18 protein-coding genes are annotated in these 22510 nt (G+C 63.7%); 9 read left to right on the top strand and 9 right to left on the bottom strand.

What is annotated here, in order from left to right; genetic code table 11:
- Window position 1: 1 nt before the first annotated feature.
- Together HMPREF3009_RS12615 and HMPREF3009_RS12610 are read right to left on the bottom strand one after the other, a co-directional pair.
- Window positions 2–1009: a FecCD family ABC transporter permease gene (locus HMPREF3009_RS12615; protein ID WP_232745432.1), complete on the bottom strand. Its 1008-nt coding sequence runs from the start codon at window positions 1007–1009 to the stop codon at window positions 2–4.
- Window positions 1006–1935 (bottom strand): FecCD family ABC transporter permease, encoded by a 930-nt coding sequence (locus HMPREF3009_RS12610; RefSeq protein ID WP_232745446.1) that lies wholly within the window; start codon window positions 1933–1935, stop codon window positions 1006–1008. The genes HMPREF3009_RS12615 and HMPREF3009_RS12610 overlap by 4 nt, the downstream gene beginning before the upstream one ends.
- Before the next feature lie 161 nt (window positions 1936–2096).
- Between HMPREF3009_RS12610 and HMPREF3009_RS12605 the strand changes: the two genes are divergently transcribed.
- The 3 genes from HMPREF3009_RS12605 (at window position 2097) to HMPREF3009_RS12595 (ending at window position 8400) form a co-directional block, all read left to right on the top strand.
- On the top strand, window positions 2097–3206 hold the full coding sequence (locus HMPREF3009_RS12605) for an ABC transporter substrate-binding protein (protein WP_046647137.1): 1110 nt from the start codon (window positions 2097–2099) through the stop codon (window positions 3204–3206).
- 410 nt (window positions 3207–3616) lie between these two features.
- On the top strand, window positions 3617–7063 hold the full coding sequence (locus HMPREF3009_RS12600; RefSeq protein ID WP_070682351.1) for a bifunctional proline dehydrogenase/L-glutamate gamma-semialdehyde dehydrogenase: 3447 nt from the start codon (window positions 3617–3619) through the stop codon (window positions 7061–7063).
- A 35-nt stretch (window positions 7064–7098) separates the two neighbouring features.
- A complete protein-coding gene (locus tag HMPREF3009_RS12595) occupies window positions 7099–8400 on the top strand; it encodes an AI-2E family transporter (RefSeq protein WP_118783651.1) in 1302 nt (433 codons plus the stop codon).
- 126 nt (window positions 8401–8526) lie between these two features.
- Here the strand turns inward: HMPREF3009_RS12595 and HMPREF3009_RS12590 are convergent, their stop codons facing one another.
- On the bottom strand, window positions 8527–9105 hold the full coding sequence (locus HMPREF3009_RS12590) for a nucleosidase (RefSeq protein WP_070517693.1): 579 nt from the start codon (window positions 9103–9105) through the stop codon (window positions 8527–8529).
- A gap of 111 nt (window positions 9106–9216) precedes the next feature.
- On the opposite strand from HMPREF3009_RS12590, the gene HMPREF3009_RS12585 reads away from it, so the two are divergent.
- Complete coding sequence (locus tag HMPREF3009_RS12585) at window positions 9217–9708, top strand: LppP/LprE family lipoprotein (RefSeq protein ID WP_070517694.1); 492 nt, start codon at window positions 9217–9219, stop codon at window positions 9706–9708.
- A gap of 59 nt (window positions 9709–9767) precedes the next feature.
- On the top strand, window positions 9768–10400 hold the full coding sequence (locus tag HMPREF3009_RS12580; RefSeq protein ID WP_070517695.1) for an LppP/LprE family lipoprotein: 633 nt from the start codon (window positions 9768–9770) through the stop codon (window positions 10398–10400).
- Window positions 10401–10418: 18 nt separating this feature from the next.
- Here HMPREF3009_RS12580 and HMPREF3009_RS12575 read toward each other — a convergent pair whose 3' ends face one another.
- Genes HMPREF3009_RS12575 through HMPREF3009_RS12565 form a run of 3 tightly spaced genes read right to left on the bottom strand, consistent with a single transcriptional unit; the run spans window position 10419 to window position 13389 of the window.
- Entirely contained in the window at window positions 10419–11711 is a 1293-nt protein-coding gene (locus HMPREF3009_RS12575) for a sulfate adenylyltransferase subunit 1 (protein ID WP_070517696.1), read from the bottom strand.
- Window positions 11711–12607 (bottom strand): sulfate adenylyltransferase subunit CysD, encoded by an 897-nt coding sequence (gene cysD, locus HMPREF3009_RS12570; RefSeq protein WP_010188641.1) that lies wholly within the window; start codon window positions 12605–12607, stop codon window positions 11711–11713. Before cysD ends, HMPREF3009_RS12575 begins: the two co-directional genes overlap by 1 nt.
- The gene (locus HMPREF3009_RS12565) at window positions 12607–13389 is read right to left on the bottom strand and encodes a phosphoadenylyl-sulfate reductase (protein ID WP_070682348.1); all 783 of its coding nucleotides are present in this window, start codon (window positions 13387–13389) and stop codon (window positions 12607–12609) included. Before HMPREF3009_RS12565 ends, cysD begins: the two co-directional genes overlap by 1 nt.
- Window positions 13390–13551: 162 nt before the next feature.
- Between HMPREF3009_RS12565 and HMPREF3009_RS12560 the strand changes: the two genes are divergently transcribed.
- The 3 genes from HMPREF3009_RS12560 (at window position 13552) to HMPREF3009_RS12550 (ending at window position 17780) form a co-directional block, all read left to right on the top strand.
- Complete coding sequence (locus HMPREF3009_RS12560; protein ID WP_046647128.1) at window positions 13552–13968, top strand: methylenetetrahydrofolate--tRNA-(uracil-5-)-methyltransferase; 417 nt, start codon at window positions 13552–13554, stop codon at window positions 13966–13968.
- 155 nt (window positions 13969–14123) lie between these two features.
- Window positions 14124–15842 carry an ABC transporter ATP-binding protein gene (locus tag HMPREF3009_RS12555; RefSeq protein WP_070682395.1) on the top strand — a complete coding sequence of 573 codons (1719 nt, stop codon included), beginning with the start codon at window positions 14124–14126 and terminating at the stop codon, window positions 15840–15842.
- Window positions 15843–17780, top strand: a complete 1938-nt coding sequence (locus HMPREF3009_RS12550) for an ABC transporter ATP-binding protein (RefSeq protein WP_070682345.1) — start codon at window positions 15843–15845, stop codon at window positions 17778–17780.
- A gap of 2 nt (window positions 17781–17782) precedes the next feature.
- Here HMPREF3009_RS12550 and HMPREF3009_RS12545 read toward each other — a convergent pair whose 3' ends face one another.
- Genes HMPREF3009_RS12545 through HMPREF3009_RS12535 form a run of 3 tightly spaced genes read right to left on the bottom strand, consistent with a single transcriptional unit; the run spans window position 17783 to window position 19398 of the window.
- On the bottom strand, window positions 17783–18379 hold the full coding sequence (locus tag HMPREF3009_RS12545; RefSeq protein ID WP_070682342.1) for a hypothetical protein: 597 nt from the start codon (window positions 18377–18379) through the stop codon (window positions 17783–17785).
- On the bottom strand, window positions 18372–18836 hold the full coding sequence (locus HMPREF3009_RS12540) for a DUF6114 domain-containing protein (RefSeq protein WP_232745439.1): 465 nt from the start codon (window positions 18834–18836) through the stop codon (window positions 18372–18374). The genes HMPREF3009_RS12545 and HMPREF3009_RS12540 overlap by 8 nt, the downstream gene beginning before the upstream one ends.
- Window positions 18826–19398 (bottom strand): DUF6230 family protein, encoded by a 573-nt coding sequence (locus HMPREF3009_RS12535; protein ID WP_049154769.1) that lies wholly within the window; start codon window positions 19396–19398, stop codon window positions 18826–18828. The genes HMPREF3009_RS12540 and HMPREF3009_RS12535 overlap by 11 nt, the downstream gene beginning before the upstream one ends.
- A gap of 112 nt (window positions 19399–19510) precedes the next feature.
- On the opposite strand from HMPREF3009_RS12535, the gene HMPREF3009_RS12530 reads away from it, so the two are divergent.
- Window positions 19511–22456: a (Fe-S)-binding protein gene (locus HMPREF3009_RS12530; RefSeq protein WP_070682340.1), complete on the top strand. Its 2946-nt coding sequence runs from the start codon at window positions 19511–19513 to the stop codon at window positions 22454–22456.
- Window positions 22457–22510: the final 54 nt, after the last annotated feature.

Genomic DNA, 22510 nt, shown 5'->3' with positions numbered 1-22510 from the left:
TTTACTGACCTTTCATTCCGGCAGCTCGGGATTGCCACAGCAGCAGACCCGCCAGATAGATGCCACCGGCGCACACCGTAATAAGACCGGCAGGCAGAGTAATTGGGAAAAACAGTCGCTGCCCTGCTAAGTCGGCAGCGAGCAAGAAAAGAGCACCGAGGACTCCAGAGAGCAACACCGGTGTCCTGTCTGGACGCGAGAGCAACCGAGCCATATGTGGGGCCGCGAGGGCAATAAATGAGATTGGACCCGCTATCGCCGTCGATACAGCGACAAGAACTGTGCCAACCAGAACCATCACCACACGTGCACGACTCACGTTCAACCCCAACGCACTCGCCGCGCTATCCCCCAGGGCAAGCGCGTCGCACCAGCCACGCAGCAGCAACCCAGCGACGCACGCCGCGCCTCCCAGCACCCCCAATGGAATAACTCGTGCCCAGGACACAGCATTCAATGTTCCAGCAGCCCAAGTCGCCGCGCCTAAGGATTGCTCCAACTCACCGCTAAGAATCAACCACTTGTTTATTGCTGAAAGAAAGAACGTCACTCCAATCCCCACCACAATCAGTCTTGCTCCCGTAAGCCTTCCTGCAAATGAAAGCCCCATGATGAGTAACGCAGTGAGAGCCCCACCCACCAATGCGCCTAGCGCAATGTTGAACGCGGAGCTAAAGCCCGCCAAGGAAACCGCGATGACACCGGTATAGGCACCGGTATTAAACCCGATGATGTCGGGCGACCCCAGAGGATTGTGAGTAAGGATCTGAAAGATGGCGCCCGCTATGCCCAAACACATTCCTACGACAATCGCAGCAACCACCCGCGGAGCACGCCATTGCCACACGACGGTGGCCGCAAAGTCAGTGCTATTGGGATTCGTAGCCACGGACCACAACGCTGCGCTTTCTTGCCCGGCACCAGGCGAGAAGAGCGAATAGGCAGCAATAGCCAGCGCGACGATCACAATGCCCGTAAAGGACAAAACACTTCTCACGCTCACAATCACAGCCTCCTTCCAGCGCGATGGGACAGCGCAATCAATACTGGGGCACCAATGAGCGACACCGTGACGCCAGCCGGCAACTCAGCAGCAGTGAGGTAGCGCCCCACAATATCGGCTCCCAACAAAAACAAAGGCCCCACCACGGCAGCGGCGACAAGCTGTGCCCGTTCTTCATATATCCCGCACAGCCTGACAACATGCGGGATGACTAATCCGACAAATACAATCACCCCCGCCGCTGCGGTAGCGGTAGCAGCCAACACTGTTACCGCCGCGACAAGTCCCAAACGAGTCAGTTTGAGGTTGATACCGAGACCCGCCGCAACGTCATCCCCCAGAGCAAGGGGCGGCAAATGGCGCGCAAAGGCAATCAGCAGCACCACACCAACTGCTAACCCGCCGGCTGTAATCGCCACCGGTGTCCACGAGGCCACGTCAACAGAGCCCGTCACCCACGCGCGGATACGTGCAAAAGAGTGCGGATCTACCAGGATGAGAGCGGAGGAAAGCCCTTCACATACCGCCCCGATGGCTACACCTGCAAGAATCAGTCTCAGCGGATCAACATCGCCAGCTCTGCCACGCCCTACCGCGGTGACCAGCAGCATGGTCACTGCCGCACCGATGATGGCTGCGAGCGAAAAAGCAAAAGGTGATTGCCACCCCCACCAGCCCAGAGCAATGGCCGCGGCCAAGCTGGCGCCTACGTTAATCCCGAAAACTCCGGTATCTGCCAAAGGGTTGCGCGTCATAATCTGCAGAACTGCACCAGCGAGAGCCAAAGCACAGCCCGCACAAACGGCCACGAGAGTACGGGGAAGCCGCCTCTCCCACACGATCGAGGAAGCTATACCAGGCTGACCTCGAAGGGCGGCCAACACGTCACTGAAAGGAATGCTGCGCGCCCCCAACGCCAGCGACAGCCCCACGCCGATACAGAGAATGGCAAGGCCAGCAACTACTACCCGACCAAGACGCCGAGTATTTCCCTTTCCGGTGTGCACCCCCTGCTCAATCACCAACACCACCCAAACACCTTCATACGCTCACGTTTCCTTAGCTTGACCTAATTTAGGTTAGGCTACCTTTTATGACTACTCGAAAGAAAATCGCGTCTCACATCCCACTCCTCCGCCTTACCGCTGTTGGCCTTACCGCAGCGCTAGCTCTCACCGGTTGCGCCAGCCTCGAAAACGCCGATTCAAACACCGGCGGGTCCAGCTCATCCTCTCCAGCAGAGAAGGAAACAGGAAAATCCAACTCCGCCGCAGGAAATGACTCCGTGGCAACTGGTGGCGAGGGCTTTGCTGGAGCCAGAGAGAAGACCCAATCCTTTGGCAGCGATGCAGCTCCCGGCCAGTTCCCCCGCACCGTCACACATGCCCGTGGTACGACCGAGCTCAAAGAGAAGCCTCAACGAGTAGTCGTTCTCGAAAGCGGCGAGCTCGACTCCGTCCTTGCCCTTGGCATGAAGCCAGTCGGCATGACCACGTCTAAGGGTCAGAACCCCGTCCCCGATTACATGGCCGACAAAGCAAGTGACATCGAAACGGTAGGCACGATCAACGAAGTCAATATGGAAAAGATCGCCTCACTACAACCGGACCTCATCATCGGCTCGCAGCTGCGCATGGATAAGTATTATGACCAATTCAGCTCCATCGCGCCTACCGTTTTCTCGATTCGCCCTGGGTACACTTGGAAAGAAAACTTCCACCTGATCGGTGAAGCCCTCGGCGAGGAAGAGCGCACCGAACAAGTCATGGCCGACTACGACAAGAAGATCGAAGAAGTAAAGAAGGTCATTAAGGACGGGCCAGCTAGCGAAGACACCACCGTCACCATTCTGCGCTTCATGCCGGGCAAAGTACGCCTCTACGGGCGCCTTTCACTCATTGGAACGGTGCTTGATGACGCCGGCCTCGCCCGCCCCGCCAACCAGGACATCGAAGAGCTCGCTGCAGAAATCTCACCGGAGAACATTGACCAAGCGGACGCCGACTACATCTTCTACTGCAGCTACGGAGATCCCTCCGCCACCGGCCAAGACACCGCCATTTCCACTGCGGCGTTCCAGCAGCTTCCAGCGGTTAAAGACGGCCATGCTATCGAGGTCAGCGACGATACGTGGGCACTCGGCCTAGGTCCAATGGGCGCACAGAAGATCGCGACAGATCTCACGGAGTATCTCAGTCACTAACACGGGGGTAGCAACCTCCCCTCAAAACAACACCTGTGGGATTGACTCACCCCAACATAAGGGGCTAGCTTTCATATAAGCGAGATGGGTTACATGTCTGCACCCACTGTGTGGCGGACCATGTTAAAGGCGCCTATTTTTCGCTGGCCCGGCCAAGCCACCGCTTGGCCGTTTCCCCACGCAAGAAGGGTGGTCACATATGAATGCTTACTTCATTAGACAGCGTCGTTCTTCCGACCGGCCTCCAGTTGTGCACGCCAACGTTAAGTAAGCCCTCTTATCACACAAACTGGACAGGCTAATCAGCGCCGCACAGAGCTTGAGCAACTGCTGGACTCGATAGTTTGTGTTCTTTCCGCATTCCATAAGGCTGTACCAGTGTGCCTTGAGACCCATAAAGGTTGTAATCCATGACTAACGATGCTCATACCCCCGTGCCCGAATCCACCGACATCGACGCCGCGCTGATCGACGCCGCCGCGGCCCAAGCCCACTCCTGGCTCGCCTCCACTGCCGACGAACAGGATCCGGCCACAGAACAGCTCGCTGACTTATTGCGCAACCCGGACGGAGTGGCCTTCACCATGGACTTCGTCGACCGCGTCATGCGCCCCGAAGATGACAAGGTAGCCGCCCACGCACTGAAGTCCGTCACCACCACCTACGATGCTTCCTTCCTCGGCCTCATCAACGGATCGCTGGTGGGCCTGGGTGGCTTCTTCGGCCCGATCCTGCCCAACTTGGTCATGCCGCTGGCGCGTATGCGCATGCGCCAGATGGTCGGCCACCTGGTCCTCGACGCCGAGAGCGATGCCCTGAACAAGACCCTGGACAAGGCAGCCGAGTCCGGCGAGCAGCTCAACCTCAACCTCCTCGGCGAGGCCGTGCTGGGTGATGCGGAAGCGCGCTCCCGCGCTGACCGCACCTTGAAGCTCATCCAGAACCCGCGCGTGACCTACGTGTCCGTCAAGGCTTCCTCCATGGTGGCCCAGCTCAACCCCTGGGATATCGAAGGCTCCTTGGTCCGTCTCAAGGAGCGCCTGCGCCCGCTCTATGAGGCCGCCGCGCGCCGCCCGGACAAGGTCTTCATCAACCTGGATATGGAGGAATACCACGACCTCCACCTCACCGTGCGCCTGTTCACCGAGCTGCTCAGCGAGCCGGAGTTCATCAACCTCGAGGCCGGCATCGTGCTGCAGGCCTACCTGCCGGATACCTTCGACGCTCTGACGCACCTCGCCGAGTTCGCTAAGCAGCGCGTGGCCGAGGGCGGCTCCCACATCAAGATTCGCATCGTCAAGGGCGCAAACCTTTCCATGGAGCACGTCCAGGGCGAGATCCACGGCTGGCCGGCAGCGCCCTATGCCACCAAGGATGAGGTGGACGCCAACTACTACCGCCTGCTCGACTACATCCTGCGCCCCGAGTTCGCCGATTGCGTGCGCATCGGCGTGGCCACCCACAACCTCTACACCGCGGCGTTTGCCTACAAGCTGGGCACCAAGCGCGGCGTGATGCGCATGATGGATTCCGAGATGCTCCAAGGCATGTCCCCGGCCCAGCAGACCGCGGTCCGCGAGGCCTTCGAGGGCCGCCAGATCCTCTACACCCCGGTGGTGCACATGGAGGACTTCGACGTCGCCGTCTCCTACCTGGTGCGCCGCTTGGAGGAGAACTCCGCTCCGCAGAACTTCCTCTACGCCCTCTTCGCCCCGGAGGAGCAGGCGCTGAAGGACCAGGAGGAGGTCTTCCGCGAGGCCGTCGCGCAGCGCTGGGATACCTTCGCCGGCCCGCGCCGCACCCAAAACCGCCTGGAGGAGGCCGAGCAGGCAGCCGGCCGCCAGGCACCGCGCACCGGGCGCTTCGCCAACGAGCCGGACACCGACCCAGCCCTGGAGGCTAACCGCGAGTGGGCGCTTAAGGCCCTGGCCAACGACCCGGGCGAGCACGGGGTGGACGAGGTGACGGATACGGGGGTCGTCGACAAGCACGTGGCCCGCGCCGCCGAGCTCGGCGCCGAGTGGGGCTCCCGTCCTGCCGAGGACCGCGCCCGCGCGCTCGAGGCCGTGGCCGATGAGCTGGCCAACCGCCGCGGCGAGTTCATCTCCGTGGCCGCCTACGAGGCCAATAAGACGGTGACCCAGACCGACCCGGAAATCTCCGAGGCCATCGACTTCTGCACCTACTACGCGCAGTCCGCGCGCCTGCTGGAGAACTACGCCGCCGAGTTCACGCCCTACCGCGTGACCGTGGTGACCCCGCCGTGGAACTTCCCGGTGGCCATCCCCACCGGCGGCATCGCGGCCGCTCTGGCCGCGGGTTCCGCCGTCATCATCAAGCCTGCGCCGCAGGTCGTGCACTGTGCGAAGCTTGTCGTGGACGCCTTCCGCGCCGGCCTCGAGGCACAGGGCCTCGACCCGGATCTGGTCCAGCTCGTCTTCACCGACGAGGGCGACGCCGGCCGCGCTCTGGTCTCCCACGCCGACGTCGACGCCGTCATCCTCACGGGCGCTTCCGATACCGGCAAGCTCTTCCGCTCCTGGAAGCCGGAGCTCAACATCATGGCGGAGACCTCCGGCAAGAACGCGCTCATCATCACTCCGTCCGCGGACCCGGACCTGGCCATTCAGGACCTCTACCTCTCTGCCTTCGGCCACTCTGGTCAGAAGTGCTCGGCCTCCTCCCTGGTTATCTTTGTCGGCGCGGCCGGCGAGTCGCAACGCCTGCGCTCCCAGCTTGTCGACGCCGTCAAGACCCTCATCCCCGGCCCCGGCTACGACATCACGACGACGATGAATGGCCTGGCCGAAGCCCCGGGTGAGAAGCTGCTGCGCGGCCTGACCCAGCTGGAGCCGGGTGAAAAGTGGCTGGTGAAGCCGAAGAAGCTCAACGAGGAAGGCACCCTGTGGTCGCCGGGTATTCGCGATAACGTGCGCCCGGGTTCCTGGTTCCACGTCAACGAGTGCTTCGGCCCGGTGCTTGGCATCATGCACGCGGAGACCCTGGAGGAGGCCATCGAGTGGCAGAACTCCACCGGCTATGGCCTCACCGGCGGCATCCACACGCTGGATAACGATGAGATCGATTACTGGCTCGAGCGCGTCGAGGTGGGCAACGCCTACGTCAACCGCGGTATTACCGGCGCGATTGTGCAACGCCAGTCCTTCGGCGGCTGGAAGCAGTCCGTCATGGGCCCGGGTGCCAAGGCCGGCGGCCCGAACTATGTCGCACAGTTCGGCACCTGGTCCGAGGGCCCGCTGCGCCCCTTCGACGTGGATATTTCGCAGCCGGTGGCGGCCCAGCTGCGTGCCTTCGGTGACCTCGATCTCTCGGAGGAGGACACCGCCTGGCTGTGGCGCGCAGCAGAGCTCGACGAGCTGGCCTGGCAGCAGGAGTTCGGCCGCAAGCACGACCGCTCCGGCCTGGTCTGCGAGGCCAACGTCTTCCGCTACCGCCCGGTGCTGACCCCGCTGCAGGTGCGCATCGCCTCGGACGCCGCGCTTCGCGACGTCTCCCGCCTCGCCCTCGCCGCCACCCGCACCGACTCCCCGGTGCGCTTCAGCGCCGCCCCGGAGAAGGCTGCGGAGCTGCGTGGACTGGGCTTTAAGGTCGACGCCGTGGAAGCAGAAACCTTCGCCCGTGAGGTCGCTCGCCTAGAGTCGGGCCGCGTGCGCGTCGTTGGCTCCGTGGAGCCGGGCCTCTTTGAGGCGGCGGTGGAATCCAACTCCGTGGTCTTGGACCAGCCGGTGTTGGCCGATGGCCGCCGCGAGCTTCTACCCTTCCTCCTGGAGCAGGCAGTCTCGGTGACGATGCACCGCTTCGGCATCATCCGCCAGGTAAGCAGCATCCGCGCATAACTCGTTTCCTGCGCTCATATGAGAAGATGTAGCGCATGAGAAACAACAATGGTGACGGTGCCCGCCCGGGCACCGACCCCCAGCCCTCCACTGCCTCTGACGCGGCGGCTTCTGCCGCCGCAGAACCGTCCGCTGCTGCCAAGCCCATTAGCGAAGAAGCCACCCTCCACCCCTCAGAGACCGACGACAAGTCCCGTGTCCTCGGCCGCGATGCCATTTCTCTGGCGAAGATCTGCCTGATCTTCATCATCGTGGTCGCAGGCGTCGGCCTGGCCGGCTACCTGCTGAAGTTCATCTGGGTAGGCCTGCTGCCGGTCATCCTGGCCATTTTGGTGTGCACGGTGCTCTTCCCCGTGACCAACTGGTTGCGTGCGCATAAGTTCCCCCGTGCGCTGGCCGCTATCACCACGCTGCTGGGCTTTTTGGCCATCATTGGCGGCGTGTTCGCGGCGATGGCCCCGGTGGTCTCCTCTCAGGGTGCGTCCCTGGTCAGCCAAGCTGAGAGCGGCTTGAACAAGCTCGTCGATATGGCCAAGGACCTGCCCTTTGAGATTGATGCGGCGAAGGTGCAGGAAGTGCTCGATGACGCCATGACCTTCATCAAGGGCCAAGCTTCCAACATTGCCACCGGGGTGATTTCCGGCGTATCGATGGCCAGCTCCATCGCCATGGCGCTCGCCATCATGCTCTTCGTAGCCTTCTTCATCCTCAAGGACGGCGACAAGTTCCTGCCATGGCTGCGCACCTACTCCGGCTACTCCGCGGGCTGGCACGCCACTGAGCTGCTGACTCGCGTGTGGAATACATTGTCTGGCTTCATTCAGGCACAAGCAGCCGTCGCGGCTGTCGACGGCCTCCTCATCGGCCTCGGCCTCTGGGTCCTCCAGGTTCCGCTGGCTCTCGTCATCGGCGTGGTGACCTTCTTCGCCAGCTTCATCCCAGTCATCGGTGCGGTCACTGCGGGTGCTTTGGCCGTCATCATCGCGCTGGTTTCAGATGGCCTCACCAAGGCTCTCTTGGCACTCGCCCTCATCATCATTGTGCAGCAGGTGGAGGGCAACGTGCTCCAGCCAATGCTGCAGTCCAAGGCCATGGGCCTGCACGCAGCAATGGTGCTGCTCTCCGTGACCGTGGGTTCCGCCCTGGCGGGGATCATCGGCGCTTTCCTGGCCGTGCCGGTGGCTGCCACGATTGCCGTGGTCTTCCGCTACCACCAGGAGATGGCCAGCCTGCGCGCCGGCGAAATCGAAGCCAAGAACATCAAGATTTCCACGTCAGAGGGCCACGACACCGTCATGGAGCTCTACGAGAACCTGGAAGCCAGCAGCGCCCGCTAGCCACACAACCGGCTCATGGCTCTAGCCTCCCCGGCCGTGCAACTGCCCTAGCTGCCAAACTTCTGCCCCGCCACCCGCGGCGGGAGCAATGGTTTTGGCAACTAGGGCACTTTCCGTATGTGGGGTCTAATCCGCGGTTACCGTGCCGAAAGCGACGGCCAGCTCCTCCGCAGCGCGGTCGAGCACCGAGGCCCACGAGCCATAGGATTCCTCATTTGCGGTATCCGATACCTGCTTAAGCAACGTGCACGGCACACCGAACTTTCGGCACACCGCGGCGATGGCGTAGCCCTCCATATCGCACAGCGCGGAATCTTGGGCAAGGCGCGTGCGGGTAGGGGTGTCCGAGATGAAGGAATCGCCCGTCGCCAGAGTCTCAGTGGGCAGCTTTCCGGAGGTCTCTAACTCAATGACCTCGGGGAGGAGATAACGAGAGACGTCGCTGAGCACCTCCAAGTGGAAATCGTGCTTGCAAACGTGGGAGATCTCGAAGACGCCAGCAAGATCGTCGCGAAGCGCGCCCGCAGTACCAATGTTGATGACGCGCTCCGGCAGCTGCTGCGCTGAGGCCAAGACCGACGTCAACTCGATGGCGGCGGGTACCGTGCCAATACCCGTGATAAGCAGCGGTGCTCCTTCCGGTACATGCGCGGCTTCAGCGTCCACGGCGGCGACGAACAAGGTACGACCAGAAAGATTCTCCATGCCTGCGAGACTACCTTCTGGCCCGAGGAATGCTCTCCACAACTCTGTTCTGAGCGTTGCGGCCACTTGTAGGGTCTGGAACCACACCGAGACCTCAGAAAGGAGAACACCATGTTCACCCCACGAGTATTCGCCGCAGCGGCACTGCTCTGCTTCCCCCTTATCGCGTGCAGCACCCCTGAAGAAGCCCAGGCCAGCCCCGTAGTCTGCGAGGCAGGAAACGCCCAGGCGGCTTTCAACGACAACATCGCGCAGGTTCCGCAGTGGAATGGCCACAACTGGGCACTGGTTGATTCCTCCCACTTCGATCCCTGCGCGAGCTTAAGCTGGCAGACCATTTCCATCGAGGGCGCAACGGCTTCCTCGCCGCACCACATCATGCTCTTCCACTACGGCCAGTACCTCGGTACCGCCACCGCTGAGCCCTATGGCTTCTTCCCCAGCGTGGAGCGGGTCAATGGCAACGAGATTTCCGTGACCTACCACTGGCCACAAGAAGGCGATGCCAATGCCGCACCGACGGGCGAGACACACGCTGGCTTCCGTTGGGACGAGGCCCAGCACAAAGTCATCATGAGCGGCGATGTTCCGCCGATGGGCTAGATAAGATAGAGCCAATCGTGCGCCGTAGATGAGGCGCACAATTTAAGGAAGGAACATCAATGCTTAGGTCCGCCTTCATCGGCGCTGCCCTTATTTGCCTCCCGCTGGCCGCCTGTTCCCAGGACAACGCGGCGCAGGATTCTGCGGACTCGCCGATGTTCAATTCCGTGCAGAGCAGCGCAACGGATAGCACTCCGGATAACGCAGAGGGCGCCGAGGGCCCCGCTGCATCGTCGCCGGCCGCGGGTGCCTCGCCGACGTTGCCTGCCGAGTCCCCTACAGACGATGCGGAATCCTGCCAGGATATCGACGCCCACGCGGCCTATGAATCAGGCATTGGCACGATTCCACCGTGGAATGACAACAACTGGACGCTGGTGGATTTCTCGCAGTTCGATCCCTGCGCGGAGCTGAGCTGGCAGACCATCAGCATCGAGCGCGGAACGTCCTCCTCGCCGTACCACATCATGCTCTTCCACAAGGGCGAGTACCTGGGCACCGCCACCGCCGAGCCCTATGGTTTCTTCCCTACCGTCGAGCAGGTCAGCGGCAACGAAATCGCCGTGACCTACCACTGGCCGCGCGAGGGCGAATCCAATGCGGGGCACACCGGCGAAACGCATGCCGGCTTCCGTTGGGACGACGGCCAGCAGAAGGTCATCATGTCTGGCGACGTCCCGCCGACAAGCTAGCGCGGCGGTTCGCCACCGTTAGCGCAGGCGCTGGCCCACAAACCCCGCGGCCAGTGTGTTGCCGCTCGACTGATCAATGAGCAGGAAATTGCCCACCGCGCCGCGGGCGGCGTAGTCCTCCATGGGAAGCTCCGCCTGCGTCTGGACGGTGATGAACGCGATGTCATTGAGTGCCGCGGATTCCGGGGCCTCAACATCGGCCACGCCATCCAAATCCAGCACCCGATCAACCGAGGCCACCCGGGCCTTGACCAGGGCGGCACCATAACGCAGCTTCACCATCTGGCCTGCGCGCAGCTCCTTGTCCGTGAGGACCACCGCGGTGGCGGCGAATTCGCGCACCTCCTCCGGGCGCTGTGTGCCGGCGATGAGGTCGCCGCGGGCCAAGTCGATTTCGTCGGCCAGCCGCAGCACCACGGAGTCGCCGGCGCGCGCCACCTCATCGGATCCAAGCGGGCCATCGGTGGTATCAATCGCGGTAACCGTCGACGTCCTCCCGCCCGGCAGGGTCACCTCATCCCCCACCGCCACGTGCCCGGCCTTCACGCGCCCGGCATAGCCACGGTAGTCAGTGGCGTGCTCACGGATGACGTATTGGATGGGGAAACGCAGGTCCAGGTCATCGGCGCGGCCGGTGACCACGGGGACGGTCTCCAGCGTGTCCAGGACCGTCGGGCCCTCATACCAGTCCATGTTGGTGGAGCGTTCCACCACGTTATCGCCCTTGAGCGCAGAAATCGGGATGACCACCGAATCCGTAATGCCCAGGCGCGCGGCGACCTCGTTGAACTCCGCCTCAATCGCGCGGAAGGTGGCCTCGTCGTAGTCCACCAGGTCGATCTTGTTCACACCCAGAATCACGTGGCGCACGCCCAAAAGCGCGGCAACGTTGAGGTGGCGGCGGGTTTGCTCGACGACGCCATTGCGGGCGTCGACAAGCAGCACCATCACCTGGGACGTGGACATGCCGGTTACCGTGTTGCGCGTGTACTGCACGTGGCCCGGGGTATCAGCGAGGATGAAAGTGCGCTTATCGGTGGCGAAGTAGCGGTAGGCCACGTCGATGGTGATGCCCTGCTCGCGCTCGGCGCGGAGGCCGTCGACAAGCAGTGAGAGGTCCATGCCGTCGAAGCCGCGGTCGGCAGAAGAACGCTCCATGGATTCCACCTGATCCGCGAGCACGGACTTGGTGTCATAAAGCAGGCGGCCCACGAAAGTGGACTTGCCGTCATCGACGGAACCGGCGGTGCACAGGCGCAGGGTATCGCGCTGTTTGAGCGCGCCGACATTCGGCGCAAGGGTAGTCGTCATCAGAAGTAGCCTTCCTTCTTGCGGTCCTCCATGGCGGACTCGGACAATTTGTCATCGGCGCGGGTGGCGCCGCGCTCGGACAGGGTGGAAATGGAGATTTCCGCGAGCACCTCATCGGGCGAGGCGGCGGTGGATTCCACGGCACCGGTGCAGGACATATCCCCCACGGTGCGGTAGCGCACGGTGCGGGTCTCCAGCGGCTCATCCTCGCGCGGGCCGCCCCACTCACCTGGGGTCAGCCACATGCCGTTGCGGTTAAATACCTCGCGCTGGTGCGAGTAGTAGATGGAGGGAAGCTGCAGGTTGCGCGCACCGATGTACTCCCAAATATCGGACTCGGTCCAGTTGGAGATGGGGAAGACGCGGACGTTTTCGCCGGCCATCTTGCCGCCGTTGTAGAGGTCCCACAGCTCCGGGCGCTGGCGGCGCGGGTCCCAGCCGCCGAAGGAATCGCGGATGGAGAAGATGCGTTCCTTGGCGCGGGCGCGTTCCTCATCGCGGCGCGCACCGCCCAGGACGGCGTCGTAGCCGCGCTCGGCGATGGTCTCCACCAGCGGCACGGACTGCAGCGGGTTGCGGGTGCCATCGGGGCGCTCCTGCAGGTCGCCGCGGTCGATCCAATCCTGGACGTGGGCGACGTGCAGGCGCGCGCCAGTCTCGGCGACGAGCTGATCGCGGAAGTCGATGACCTCGGGGAAGTTGTGGCCGGTATCGACGTGGATGAGCTCGAACGGAACGGTCGCCGGCGCGAAGGCTCGGCGGGCCAGCTCGAAGACCACGACGGAGTCTTTGCCGCCGGAAAAGAGCAGGCCTACCTTGTCGAATTGTCCGGCGACTTCGCGCAGGATGTGGAGGGATTCGTTCTCTAAGTCTTTAAGGTGTGGTGAAAGAGTCATTATTCGTGCAACCCGCATTCTGTCTTGCCGTCAGCGAAAACGCGCCCGGAGCGCGCATCCTCGCCCTCGCCTACCGGGAAGGTCAGCGGCGCGCAGCCGATGGAGCGGTAGCCCTGCAGGGTGAGGGGGTGGATGATGAGATCGTGTTCCTTGATGTAGGCGTCGGTGTCGTCGAGGTCCCAGGTAATAATCGGGGAAATCTTCAGCCGGCCCGTGCGGTCCAGGCTCAGCGCCGGGGCGGTGGCGCGGTGCTCGGAATCGGCGCGGCGCAGGCCGGTGACCCAGCCGACGTACGGGTCCATGGCCATATTGAGCGGCTCCACCTTGCGCATGCGGTTATAGGCCGCGACATCGCGCGCGTACAGGCGCGAGCCATAAATCTTGTCCTGCTCCTCGGGGCTCAGCAGCGGGCGCACTGTCACCAGCGGTAGATCCGCATAGCGCTTGGCGACGTCCCCCGCTACCTCCAACGTCTCCGGAAAGTGCCAGCCGGTGTCGATAAAGAGCAGGTCGGCGTCGAGGTGCGCTTGGTGTGCGAGCTCGGCCAGCACGGTGTTTTCCATGGACATCGTGACGGCAAGCCGGCCCGGCGCGTGCTCGGCGGCCCAGGCGGTAATTGTTTCGGCGGAGGCGTCGTGGAGCTTATCGGCCCACTCCTCGACGAGTTCCTGGTTGCGCTGGGCCACGGCAGGTTCCAGCGGCGCGGTGTCGCGGGTGCCTTCGGGGCTAATGCTGGGGTCACGGTAGTCGCCGCGGGCCAGCAGGTTGAGCGGTTCGGTCATGACTCCTCACATTAAAGGGAGCTGGGCGTGCGTGCAGCCCCACAGAGGGGTGCGAGGGCTGTGAGCTTGGGTACTAGGAAGAATAAAAATTAGCCAGAATGAACCGAGCGGACTAGATTTACAGACTAGATAGTCTAGTTTTATCGAACTGAAGGGGTTCTCATGCAGCGTGTTGCCATCGTCGGGGACGGCCCCGCAGCGCTCTCCACCGCCGAACGGCTCATCAGGGCCGGGCTGTGCGTAGACCTCTACTGCGAGCGCCCCGCGCCGTTTGGTTTGCTGCGCCGTTTCGCGGGGCTGTCCGGCGCGGAATCCGCCGCCTCGCCGTGCCCGAAGGGGACAACGCCGCGCCTGCGGCTCATCGGCAACGTGAGCGTGGGCTCTGGCCCGGACGCGGACATCAACCACACGGACCTCAACCAGCTCTCCGCCTCCGGCGACCGCCACCTAGTTTTGCTGGAGCTCATGGCCCGCGGCGTGGCCATCACCACGTGGGAAGGCCTCTGCCAGCTCACCGACGACGTCGAGGATTGGGCCGCCGTCACGGCACAGGCGCAGCGCGCGCCGGTCTGCTTCTAGCGCGCGAGCGCGCGAGCTAGTCGCTCGCGCAGCCATAAGGGAAGCCTGCTGCCGATACCCACGCTAGACGCGCTCGCGTCTAGCGGGATAGACTTGCGCGGTCAATGCTCTCCAGCGGCCCGGCGCGGCCGCCAACACGCACGAAACGCTGGCACATGGAACTCGTTCGCATCCTTCTATCCCGCTCCAAGCCGTACACCGGCTACGTCATCGCGGTGCTGCTCCTCCAAGCGCTCTCCACCGCGGCTACGCTCTACCTGCCTTCGCTCAACGCGAAGATCATCGACAGAGGCGTGGCCCAAGTAGACATCGACTACATCTGGCGCACCGGCGGCATCATGCTCATCGTGGCCTTCGTCCAAGTCCTCGCCGCCATCGCCGCCATCTGGTTCGGCTCCCGCACCGCCATGGGTCTGGGCCGCGACCTGCGCTCCGATATCTTCCGCCGCGTCACCCGCTACTCCGCCGAGGACATGAGCAACTTCGGCACCGCCACCCTCATCACCCGCGGCACCAACGACGTCCAGCAAATCCAGATGGTCTACATGATGATGCTCAACTTCATGGTCACCGCGCCGATCATGTCCATCGGCGGCGTCATCATGGCCATCCGCGAAGACGCCGGCATGTCCTGGCTCGTCGCGGTCTCCGTCATCGTGCTGCTCACCGCCATCTCCCTCATCATCGTCCGGCTCATGCCGCTCTTCCGCGCCTGGCAAGGCAAGCTCGACGTCATGAACGGCACCCTGCGCGAACAAATCGCCGGCATCCGCGTCGTCCGCGCCTTCACCCGCGAGGAGCACGAAGCCGAGCGCTTCCGCACCGCCAACCGCGACCTGACCAACCTCTCCCTGAAGGTCGGCCAGCTGTTCATCCTCATGTTCCCCATCATCACCGTCATTCTCAACGTGGCCACCGGCGCGGTTCTCTGGTTCGGCGGCCACCGCGTGGACGAAGGCCTCGTGGAGGTCGGCTCACTGACCGCCTTCCTGCAGTACCTGCTGCAGATCCTCGCCGCAGTCATGATGGGCACCTTCATGGCGATGATCCTCCCGCGCGCGGTCATCTGTGCGCGCCGCATCACCGACGTCCTCGAGCACGAGCCCTCCATCACCGAGCCGACCCACCCCCGCACCCCGGAGCGCTCCGCGGGCGTCGTCGAGTTCGACGACGTCACCTTCCAATACGCCGGCGCCGAAGCGCCCGTGCTTCACGACGTCTCCTTCACCGCCACCCCCGGCACCACCACCGCGCTTATCGGCGCGACTGGTTCCGGCAAGACCACCGCGCTCTCCCTCATCCCGCGCCTCTACCTCCCCACCGAGGGCCGAGTGCTTCTCGACGGCACCGATATCGCCGACATGGCGCGGAAGGACGTCGTCAAGCGTGTAGGCCTCGTGCCGCAGAAGCCCTACCTGTTTAGCGGCACCGTGGCCTCCAACCTGCGCCTGGGTGCGCCGGAGGCCACCGACGAGGAGCTGTGGAACGCGCTGCGCGTGGCGCAAGCTGACTTTGTTGAGGACCTCGACATGCACATCGCGCAGGGCGGCACCAACGTCTCCGGTGGCCAGCGCCAACGCCTGTCCATCGCGCGCATGCTCGTCGCCCGCCCGTTGGTGTACCTCTTTGATGATTCCTTCTCCGCGCTGGATGTGCTGACGGATGCCGCGGTGCGCTCCGAAATGCGCGAGTACACCGCGGAGGCGACAACCATCATTGTGGCGCAGCGCGTGAGCTCGATTGTGGATGCAGATCAGATTTTGGTCATGGACGCTGGGCGCGTCGTGGCCCGCGGCACGCACGGGGAGTTGCTCGAGTCCTCCGAGACGTACCGCGAGATTGTGGAATCCCAGAAGACCTCGGAGGTGGCATAAATGGCTGAGCAGGATAACGCTACGTTGAGTGAAGACACCACAATCGAGGAGAAGACCGGCGAGAACGCCCCGCGCAAGGCCAAGAACTTCTGGCCCTCCGCCAAGCGCCTCTTTGGTCTGCTTGCGCCGTTTAAGGTGCAGCTGTTTGCGATTGCGGCGATGAACATCATCTGTGTGTTCCTCGCCGTGGCCGCGCCGAAGGTGATGGGCAAGGCCACCGACGTCATTTTCTCCGGCGTCATTTCCCGCCAGCTACCCGCTGGGATGAGCAAGGAGCAGGCCATCGCGGCGCTGCGCGCGGGCGGGCAGGATAAGTTCGCCGACATGGCTTCCGCCATGGACTTGAACCCTGGCTTCGGCATCGACTTCTCCACGTTGGGCACGATTATCGGCATCGTGATTGCGATGTACGTGGTGTCCTCGCTCTTCCAGTGGTGGCAGGGCTACTTGCTCAACTCCATGGTCATGAAGATCGTCTTCGACCTGCGCGAGAGCATCGAGGCCAAGCTCAATGCGCTGCCGCTGAATTACTTTGATACGCAGTCGCGCGGCGATCTCCTCTCGCGCACCACCAACGACGCCGATAACATCCAGTCCGCCTTGCAGCAGGCCATTTCGCAGCTGTTTTATAACCTGCTCATGGTCGTGGGCATCACGGTCATGATGTTCACCGTGTCCTGGCAGCTAGCGCTCGTGGCGCTGCTGGCGCTGCCGCTGACGGCGGTGGTCATCGCGGTGATTGGCTCGCGCGCGCAGAAGCAATTCAAGGCGCAGTGGAAGGCCACCGGTGACCTCAACGGGCAGGTGGAGGAAGCCTTCTCGGGCCACGACCTGGCGACCGTCTTCGGGCGCATCGATTCCATGACGGAGGACTTTGATAAGCGCAACGAGGAGCTGTTCCGCTCCGCGTCGCTGGCGCAGTTCCTGGCTGGAATGATGATGCCGATCATGCAGTTCATCTCCTACCTGTCCTACGTGGTCATCGCGGTACTCGGTGCGTTGAAGGTGGCCTCCGGCACGCTGACGTTGGGCGGCGCGCAGGCCTTCATCCAGTACTCGCGCGAGTTCAACCAGCCGCTGGGCCAGCTGGGCGGCATGATGCAGCAGGTGCAGTCGGGCGTGGCCTCGGCAGAGCGCGTCTTCGAATTCCTCGACGCCGAGGAAGAGCCCGCCGAGGAGTCCACCTCCCGCCTCGGCGGCCGCGCGAAGGGCCTCGTGGAGTTCGAAGACGTCGACTTCTCCTACAGCCCCGACAAGCCGCTCATCCAGGACCTCAACCTGCGCGTGGAGCCCGGCCAGACCGCGGCCATCGTCGGCCCCACGGGTGCTGGCAAGACCACGCTGGTCAACCTCATCATGCGCTTCTACGACATCGATTCGGGCACCATCCGCCTCGACGGCGTGGACACCGCGCAGATCTCGCGCCGCGAGCTGCGCTCCCAGGTGGGCATGGTGCTGCAGGACGCCGTGGTCTTTGAGGGCACCATCATGGACAACATTCGGTACGGCCGCCTCGACGCCACCGACGAGGAGGTCATCGCCGCCGCGAAGGCCACCTACGTGGACCGCTTCGTCCATTCCCTCCCCGATGGCTATGACACCAAGATTGACCAGGATGGCGGCGCGATTTCCGCCGGCGAGCGCCAACTCATCACCATCGCCCGCGCTTTCCTGGCGCAACCGGCGCTGCTCATCCTCGACGAGGCCACCTCATCCGTGGATACCCGCACCGAGGTGCTCGTTCAGCAGGCCATGAATGCGCTGCGCGCGGACCGCACCTCCTTCATCATCGCGCACCGCCTGTCCACGATTCGCGACGCCGACCTCATCATCGTCATGGAAGAAGGCTGCATCGTCGAACAAGGCACCCACGCCGAGCTTCTCGACGCCCACGGCGCCTACTGGCGTCTCCACCAGTCCCAGTTCCGCGAGGACTAGCGCTAGTCGACCGTCACGGACATTATCGGGGCCGAGAACGTGTCGCCCGTGAGGTTCGCCAGCTCGAGGGTGACGTCAGTGAGGGAAAGGTGTTCCATGAGGGCGTCGGGAAGCTCAGCGTCTGGGACAGGATTCGGCTGGGGTATACCGAGCTGGTCGAGGACGGCATTAATGTCACCGCCGGTGAGGTCTGCCGTGACGGGCACGGTGCGCGCGCCTTCGACGGTGGGCGTGGCGGTCAGCGAGGTCGCCACGATGCGCGCGGGCTCCACCGTCGTTATGGCCCCGCCGGTGGTGAGCAGCCCATCACCGGCGTTGCCCGGCAGCGTGATGGCAAGGTTGCGCACGGCAAGGCGCTCGCCGGTGAGCTCGATAACGCGCACCTCGCCGTCGCGGGTGGGCATCGTACCCAATGTGGCTTTCACGTTCCCCATCAGAGTCACCTCGTCCGCTCGCACGGTGGAAAAATAAGGCTGCGCTGGGGCAACCTGCGCCCCGACTGGTCCCGCGCTGCTCACCAGGATCTGCGCGCTGAGCACGGCTACCCCGACCTTCACGCGCGCCGGTCGGGCAGCTTCGCGCCTCGAAGCGTTAACCATCGCTGGGCTCCCAGGCCAAGGTCAGCGCGCCGCCGATGATGCCGAGTAGCGAACCGATGAGAAAGCCTCCCAAGTTGGAGGTGGGAAGCGCGATGACCGCCACGATGATGCCCAGTACCCCCAGATACGTCGCAGTGGTGGGACGGAACCACGCGCCAAGGCCAAACATGACCAGCAACGCCCCGATAAGCAGGGTGGACACACCCGACACGGTAGAAATCATGACGAGCAGGTCCGAGATCTGCACCGTGAAGTAGGCCGGCATAGCGATGACGATGCCCGAAAGAATGAGCAGCAGCCCCGGAATAAACGGCCGCCCGGCGCGCCACGTCTTAAACCGCCCCCACGCCCCGCCTGTGGCTGCCGCGGGAGCTACAGCCTGGTCAACATCGAGAGAATCCGGCGCTTCTGCTCCATGCAGTGCTGCGTCGGAATCCCTAGCGTGATCAGCAGACATTGCCGCGGCCCCGCTCCACAGATACGCCCACATTCTTTGCGGATAGCGTCTTCGCGCCTATGGAGGTGGCGCGCACGTCGTCGGCAGTCAGCGAAACCTGCTTGGCATAGAGGCCCCACGTTCCCGGGTCGGCGGACTGGGACAGCTGGCTGGCGTCGATGCCCACGTTCGCGTCCTGCATGACCAGCGAGCCCTCGATATTCGACGCACCAACGAGGAGACCAGTGGCCTCCACACTGTTATCGCCCTTCGCCTTGAGCGCGAGCGTGGACTCCCCCACCGCAGGCAGGTCAGTGGTGACATAAAGACACAAATCCGAGGCCACGGCGTGTTCCATCTTCAGCCGCGCGGTGGGAACATCCTCCTCGCCCTTCTTGTCGCTATCCACAAACAAGGAAAAGCCATCGCCTTCCAAGTGACGAATGTTGACGTTGAAGAACGTACCCGAGAGCGCCAGATTCGCCGTCAGACCGCCCTGCGCAACCGCAACTCCGGCCACTCCGAATGCTGCGAAGCCCGCAACGAGGCCCACCGCGGCCTTCGGAACATTGATTCTGCCCACAACGCCTCCTGAATTCTTAGCCCTCAAGATGATAGCTGAATGCTGACTCACTGATTTGGGGCCGGGGGATTTAAGGTAGGAGGCACGCACAGCAGCAATTAAAGGAGCGCGCATGTTCGGCTGGGTTGCCATCGCCGCATCGATCCCGGTGTGGCTGTACTTTTTCTACCGCCTCACGGCGCTGTTTCGGTTTATCCGCTCCGGCGGGCCCACGCAGCTGAACCGTACCGACCGGCCCCTGGCGCGCCTTGGTCGCGTGCTCATCGAAGTCTTCGGCCATACCCACTTCAAAGGCCGCCCGCTGGTCAACGCCGCGCACTGGCTCGTCATGGTGGGCTTCCTCTTTGGCGCCATCGTGTGGTTCGAGGCCTATATCCAAACCTTCGCGCCCGATAAGGGCTGGCCGTGGCTCGGCGACTGGCCGGTGTACCACTTCATCGAAGAGGTCCTCGCCATCGGAACCGTGCTGGGCATCTGCTTCCTCATTGGCGTGCGCCTCAAACTCGGCCATACCGACCGCGGCAGCCGCTTCTACAACTCGCAGGTCTTCCCCGCACGCCTGGTGGAGGCCATCGTCTTCCTCGAAGGCCTCGGCATGCTCGCCGTCAAGGCCGCCGCCATCGCCACGTACGGCGGTGGCTCCCCGTGGGCTGATTTCTTGACGATGCGTGTGGCGGGGATGATGCAGGCGTCGCCAAGCATGGTGCAGTTCTTCGCCCTGGTGAAGCTGCTCACGGGCCTAGTGTTCATCGCGTGCATCGCCCATTATTTCCAGTGGGGCGTGATGTGGCACCGCTTCCTGGCCTTCTTCAACATCTTCTTCCAGCGCAACGCCGACGGTGAGAAGGCGCTCGGCGCGCTACCCACGCCGGACTTGGAGGACCTCGAACCGGGGAGCTGGAAAATGCTTCTCGACGCTTCCTCCTGCACCGAATGCGGCCGCTGCCAGGACCTGTGCCCCGCATGGAACACCGAGAAGCCGCTGAGCCCGAAGAAGCTCATGATGGACCTGCGCCAGGGCGCGCTGGATAATTACAACCCGCATGAGGGGCTCAACGTGCTGGCGATGGCGGGCACGATTGATGATGACGTCCTGTGGTCTTGCACCAACTGCGGTGCGTGTGTGGACCAGTGCCCGGTGGATATCGAGCACATCGACCATGTGGCTGACCTGCGTCGGTTTAAGGTGCTGGCGGAGTCCGACTTCCCGTCGGAGCTGACCGGGCTGTTTAAGAACATGGAGACGAAGGGCAACCCGTGGGGGCGCAACGCCTCTGAGCGCCGCGCGTGGATCGATGAGGCGCGTTCCGACGGCATCGAGGTGCCGATCATCGGCGAGGACGCTGCGGATTTTTCGGACCTGGAGTACCTGTTCTGGGTCGGTTGCGCGGGTGCCTACGACGACAAGGGCCGCGCTACGACGCGCGCGGTGGTGGACATGCTGCACACTGCGGGCGTGAAGTTCGGTGTGCTGGCCACGGGCGAGACCTGTACCGGTGACCCGGCGCGCCGTGCTGGCAATGAGTTCCTGTTCCAGGTGATGGCGGAGCAGAATGTTGCCACGCTTAACGACGCCTTCGCCGGCGTCCCCAAAGGCCAGCGCAAAATCATCACGACGTGCCCGCACTGCTTCAACACGATTCGCAACGAGTACCCGGATTTCGACGGCCACTTCGACGTTTTGCATCACACGCAGCTGCTCAACCGTTTGGTGCGGGAGAAGCTGCTCGTGCCGGTGCCGCGTTCCCCGGAGAACCGCCGCCCCGTTACGTATCACGACCCGTGCTTCCTGGGTCGCCACAACAAGGTCTTCGACCCGCCGCGTGAGCTCGTCGAGGCGACCGGTGCTTCGCTGGCGGAGATGGACCACAACCGCGACGAAGCCTTTTGCTGCGGCGCCGGTGGTGCGCGCATGTTCATGGAAGAAAGCTTGGGGCGACGGGTTAACGAGTTCCGCTCGGAGCAGGCCGTGGCGACCGGTGCCGAGCAGATTGCGACGGGCTGCCCGTTCTGCAACGTCATGCTGACGGGTGGCGTGAAGTCCATCGCGCCGCAGACACAGGTCAGCGATGTGGCGCTCATGCTTCGCGACGCCATTGCCCCCTCCGGCGACCTTCCCGCCCCGCGCGAGAAGGCCTTCCTCGACACTCCCCGCCGCCTGCCCGTGGAAGATTCCACCGCGCCTTCCCCGGAAACACTCGCTGCGGAATCTGCCCCAACAAGCTCTCCGCAGGCCCCCACCGCTGCACCAAGTACGTCTGCGGCGCCGACACCTCCGACTGCCCCCAGCGCGCCCGCAGCTCCGTCTGCGCCGAGCGCACCGCAAGCGCCCGCCGCGCCCAGCGCACCACAGGCAGTGCCAACGTCCCCTGCCGCGCCGAGCGCACCTACGGCGCCATCCGCTGCACCGCAGGCACCATCAACGCCGGCTGCCCCCAGCGCGCCGAACACGCTTGCAGCACCCTCGACTCCATCTGCGCCACAAGCGCCCTCTGCTCCCAGTGCACCACAGAGTCCATCTGCTCCAACGGCTCCCAGTGCACCGCAGGCCCCAGCTGCGCCACATGTCGCAGGAGCTCCAACCGCTCCTACAGCGCCGAGTGCTCCCAAAGCACCTACCGCACCGTCCGTGCCAGACGCACCCGCAGCTCCATCTGCACACACTCCGGCACCGAACGCAGCCTCTGTACCGCAGGCACCAGCCGCGCCCCAGGCGCCCGGTGTACCATCGTCGCCAAACGCTGCAGCTGTACCGACTGCACCGGCGGCACCCAAGGCTGCAACAACGCCAAGCGCTCCCGGTGCACCGGCGGCCCCAGCGTCAAACGTTCTCGGTGCTCCCGCTGCACCAAACGCACCGCAAGCGCCCGCAGCACCAAGCGTTCCCGCCGCCCCGAACACGCCAACAACGCCTCAGGCACCAGCTGCCCCTTCAGCGCCGCCTACGCCCAGCGCTCCAGCGGCGCCGAGTGCGCCAAACACGGGGTGCGTGCCGAAGGCTCCGGATGCGCCAACTACCCCGCCGAAGGCTCCGGGGGCGTCGGAAAGCGAGGACTAGTGCGACGTCCGCCACACCACCGCCGCGCAGGGTAGGCGAGCTTTATATCGCACA

It is taken from the genome of Corynebacterium sp. HMSC034H07 (genome assembly GCF_001815175.1).
GTDB classification, from domain to species: domain Bacteria; phylum Actinomycetota; class Actinomycetes; order Mycobacteriales; family Mycobacteriaceae; genus Corynebacterium; species Corynebacterium hiratae.
The sequence above is the reverse complement of the archived record's forward strand: the minus strand, read 5'-3'. Positions and strand labels throughout refer to the sequence as shown.

What these genes read in the sequence shown, in the direction of transcription:
- HMPREF3009_RS12605 (WP_046647137.1), top strand. Translation starts at nt 2,097, where the DNA reads ATGACTACTCGAAAGAAAATCGCGTCTCACATCCCACTCCTCCGCCTT.
- HMPREF3009_RS12600 (WP_070682351.1), top strand. Translation starts at nt 3,617, where the DNA reads ATGACTAACGATGCTCATACCCCCGTGCCCGAATCCACCGACATCGAC.
- HMPREF3009_RS12595 (WP_118783651.1), top strand. Translation starts at nt 7,099, where the DNA reads ATGAGAAACAACAATGGTGACGGTGCCCGCCCGGGCACCGACCCCCAG.
- HMPREF3009_RS12590 (WP_070517693.1), bottom strand. Translation starts at nt 9,105, where the DNA reads ATGGAGAATCTTTCTGGTCGTACCTTGTTCGTCGCCGCCGTGGACGCT.
- HMPREF3009_RS12585 (WP_070517694.1), top strand. Translation starts at nt 9,217, where the DNA reads ATGTTCACCCCACGAGTATTCGCCGCAGCGGCACTGCTCTGCTTCCCC.
- HMPREF3009_RS12580 (WP_070517695.1), top strand. Translation starts at nt 9,768, where the DNA reads ATGCTTAGGTCCGCCTTCATCGGCGCTGCCCTTATTTGCCTCCCGCTG.
- HMPREF3009_RS12575 (WP_070517696.1), bottom strand. Translation starts at nt 11,711, where the DNA reads ATGACGACTACCCTTGCGCCGAATGTCGGCGCGCTCAAACAGCGCGAT.
- cysD (WP_010188641.1), bottom strand. Translation starts at nt 12,607, where the DNA reads ATGACTCTTTCACCACACCTTAAAGACTTAGAGAACGAATCCCTCCAC.
- HMPREF3009_RS12565 (WP_070682348.1), bottom strand. Translation starts at nt 13,389, where the DNA reads ATGACCGAACCGCTCAACCTGCTGGCCCGCGGCGACTACCGTGACCCC.
- HMPREF3009_RS12560 (WP_046647128.1), top strand. Translation starts at nt 13,552, where the DNA reads ATGCAGCGTGTTGCCATCGTCGGGGACGGCCCCGCAGCGCTCTCCACC.
- HMPREF3009_RS12555 (WP_070682395.1), top strand. Translation starts at nt 14,124, where the DNA reads ATGGAACTCGTTCGCATCCTTCTATCCCGCTCCAAGCCGTACACCGGC.
- HMPREF3009_RS12550 (WP_070682345.1), top strand. Translation starts at nt 15,843, where the DNA reads ATGGCTGAGCAGGATAACGCTACGTTGAGTGAAGACACCACAATCGAG.
- HMPREF3009_RS12545 (WP_070682342.1), bottom strand. Translation starts at nt 18,379, where the DNA reads ATGGTTAACGCTTCGAGGCGCGAAGCTGCCCGACCGGCGCGCGTGAAG.
- HMPREF3009_RS12540 (WP_232745439.1), bottom strand. Translation starts at nt 18,836, where the DNA reads ATGTCTGCTGATCACGCTAGGGATTCCGACGCAGCACTGCATGGAGCA.
- HMPREF3009_RS12530 (WP_070682340.1), top strand. Translation starts at nt 19,511, where the DNA reads ATGTTCGGCTGGGTTGCCATCGCCGCATCGATCCCGGTGTGGCTGTAC.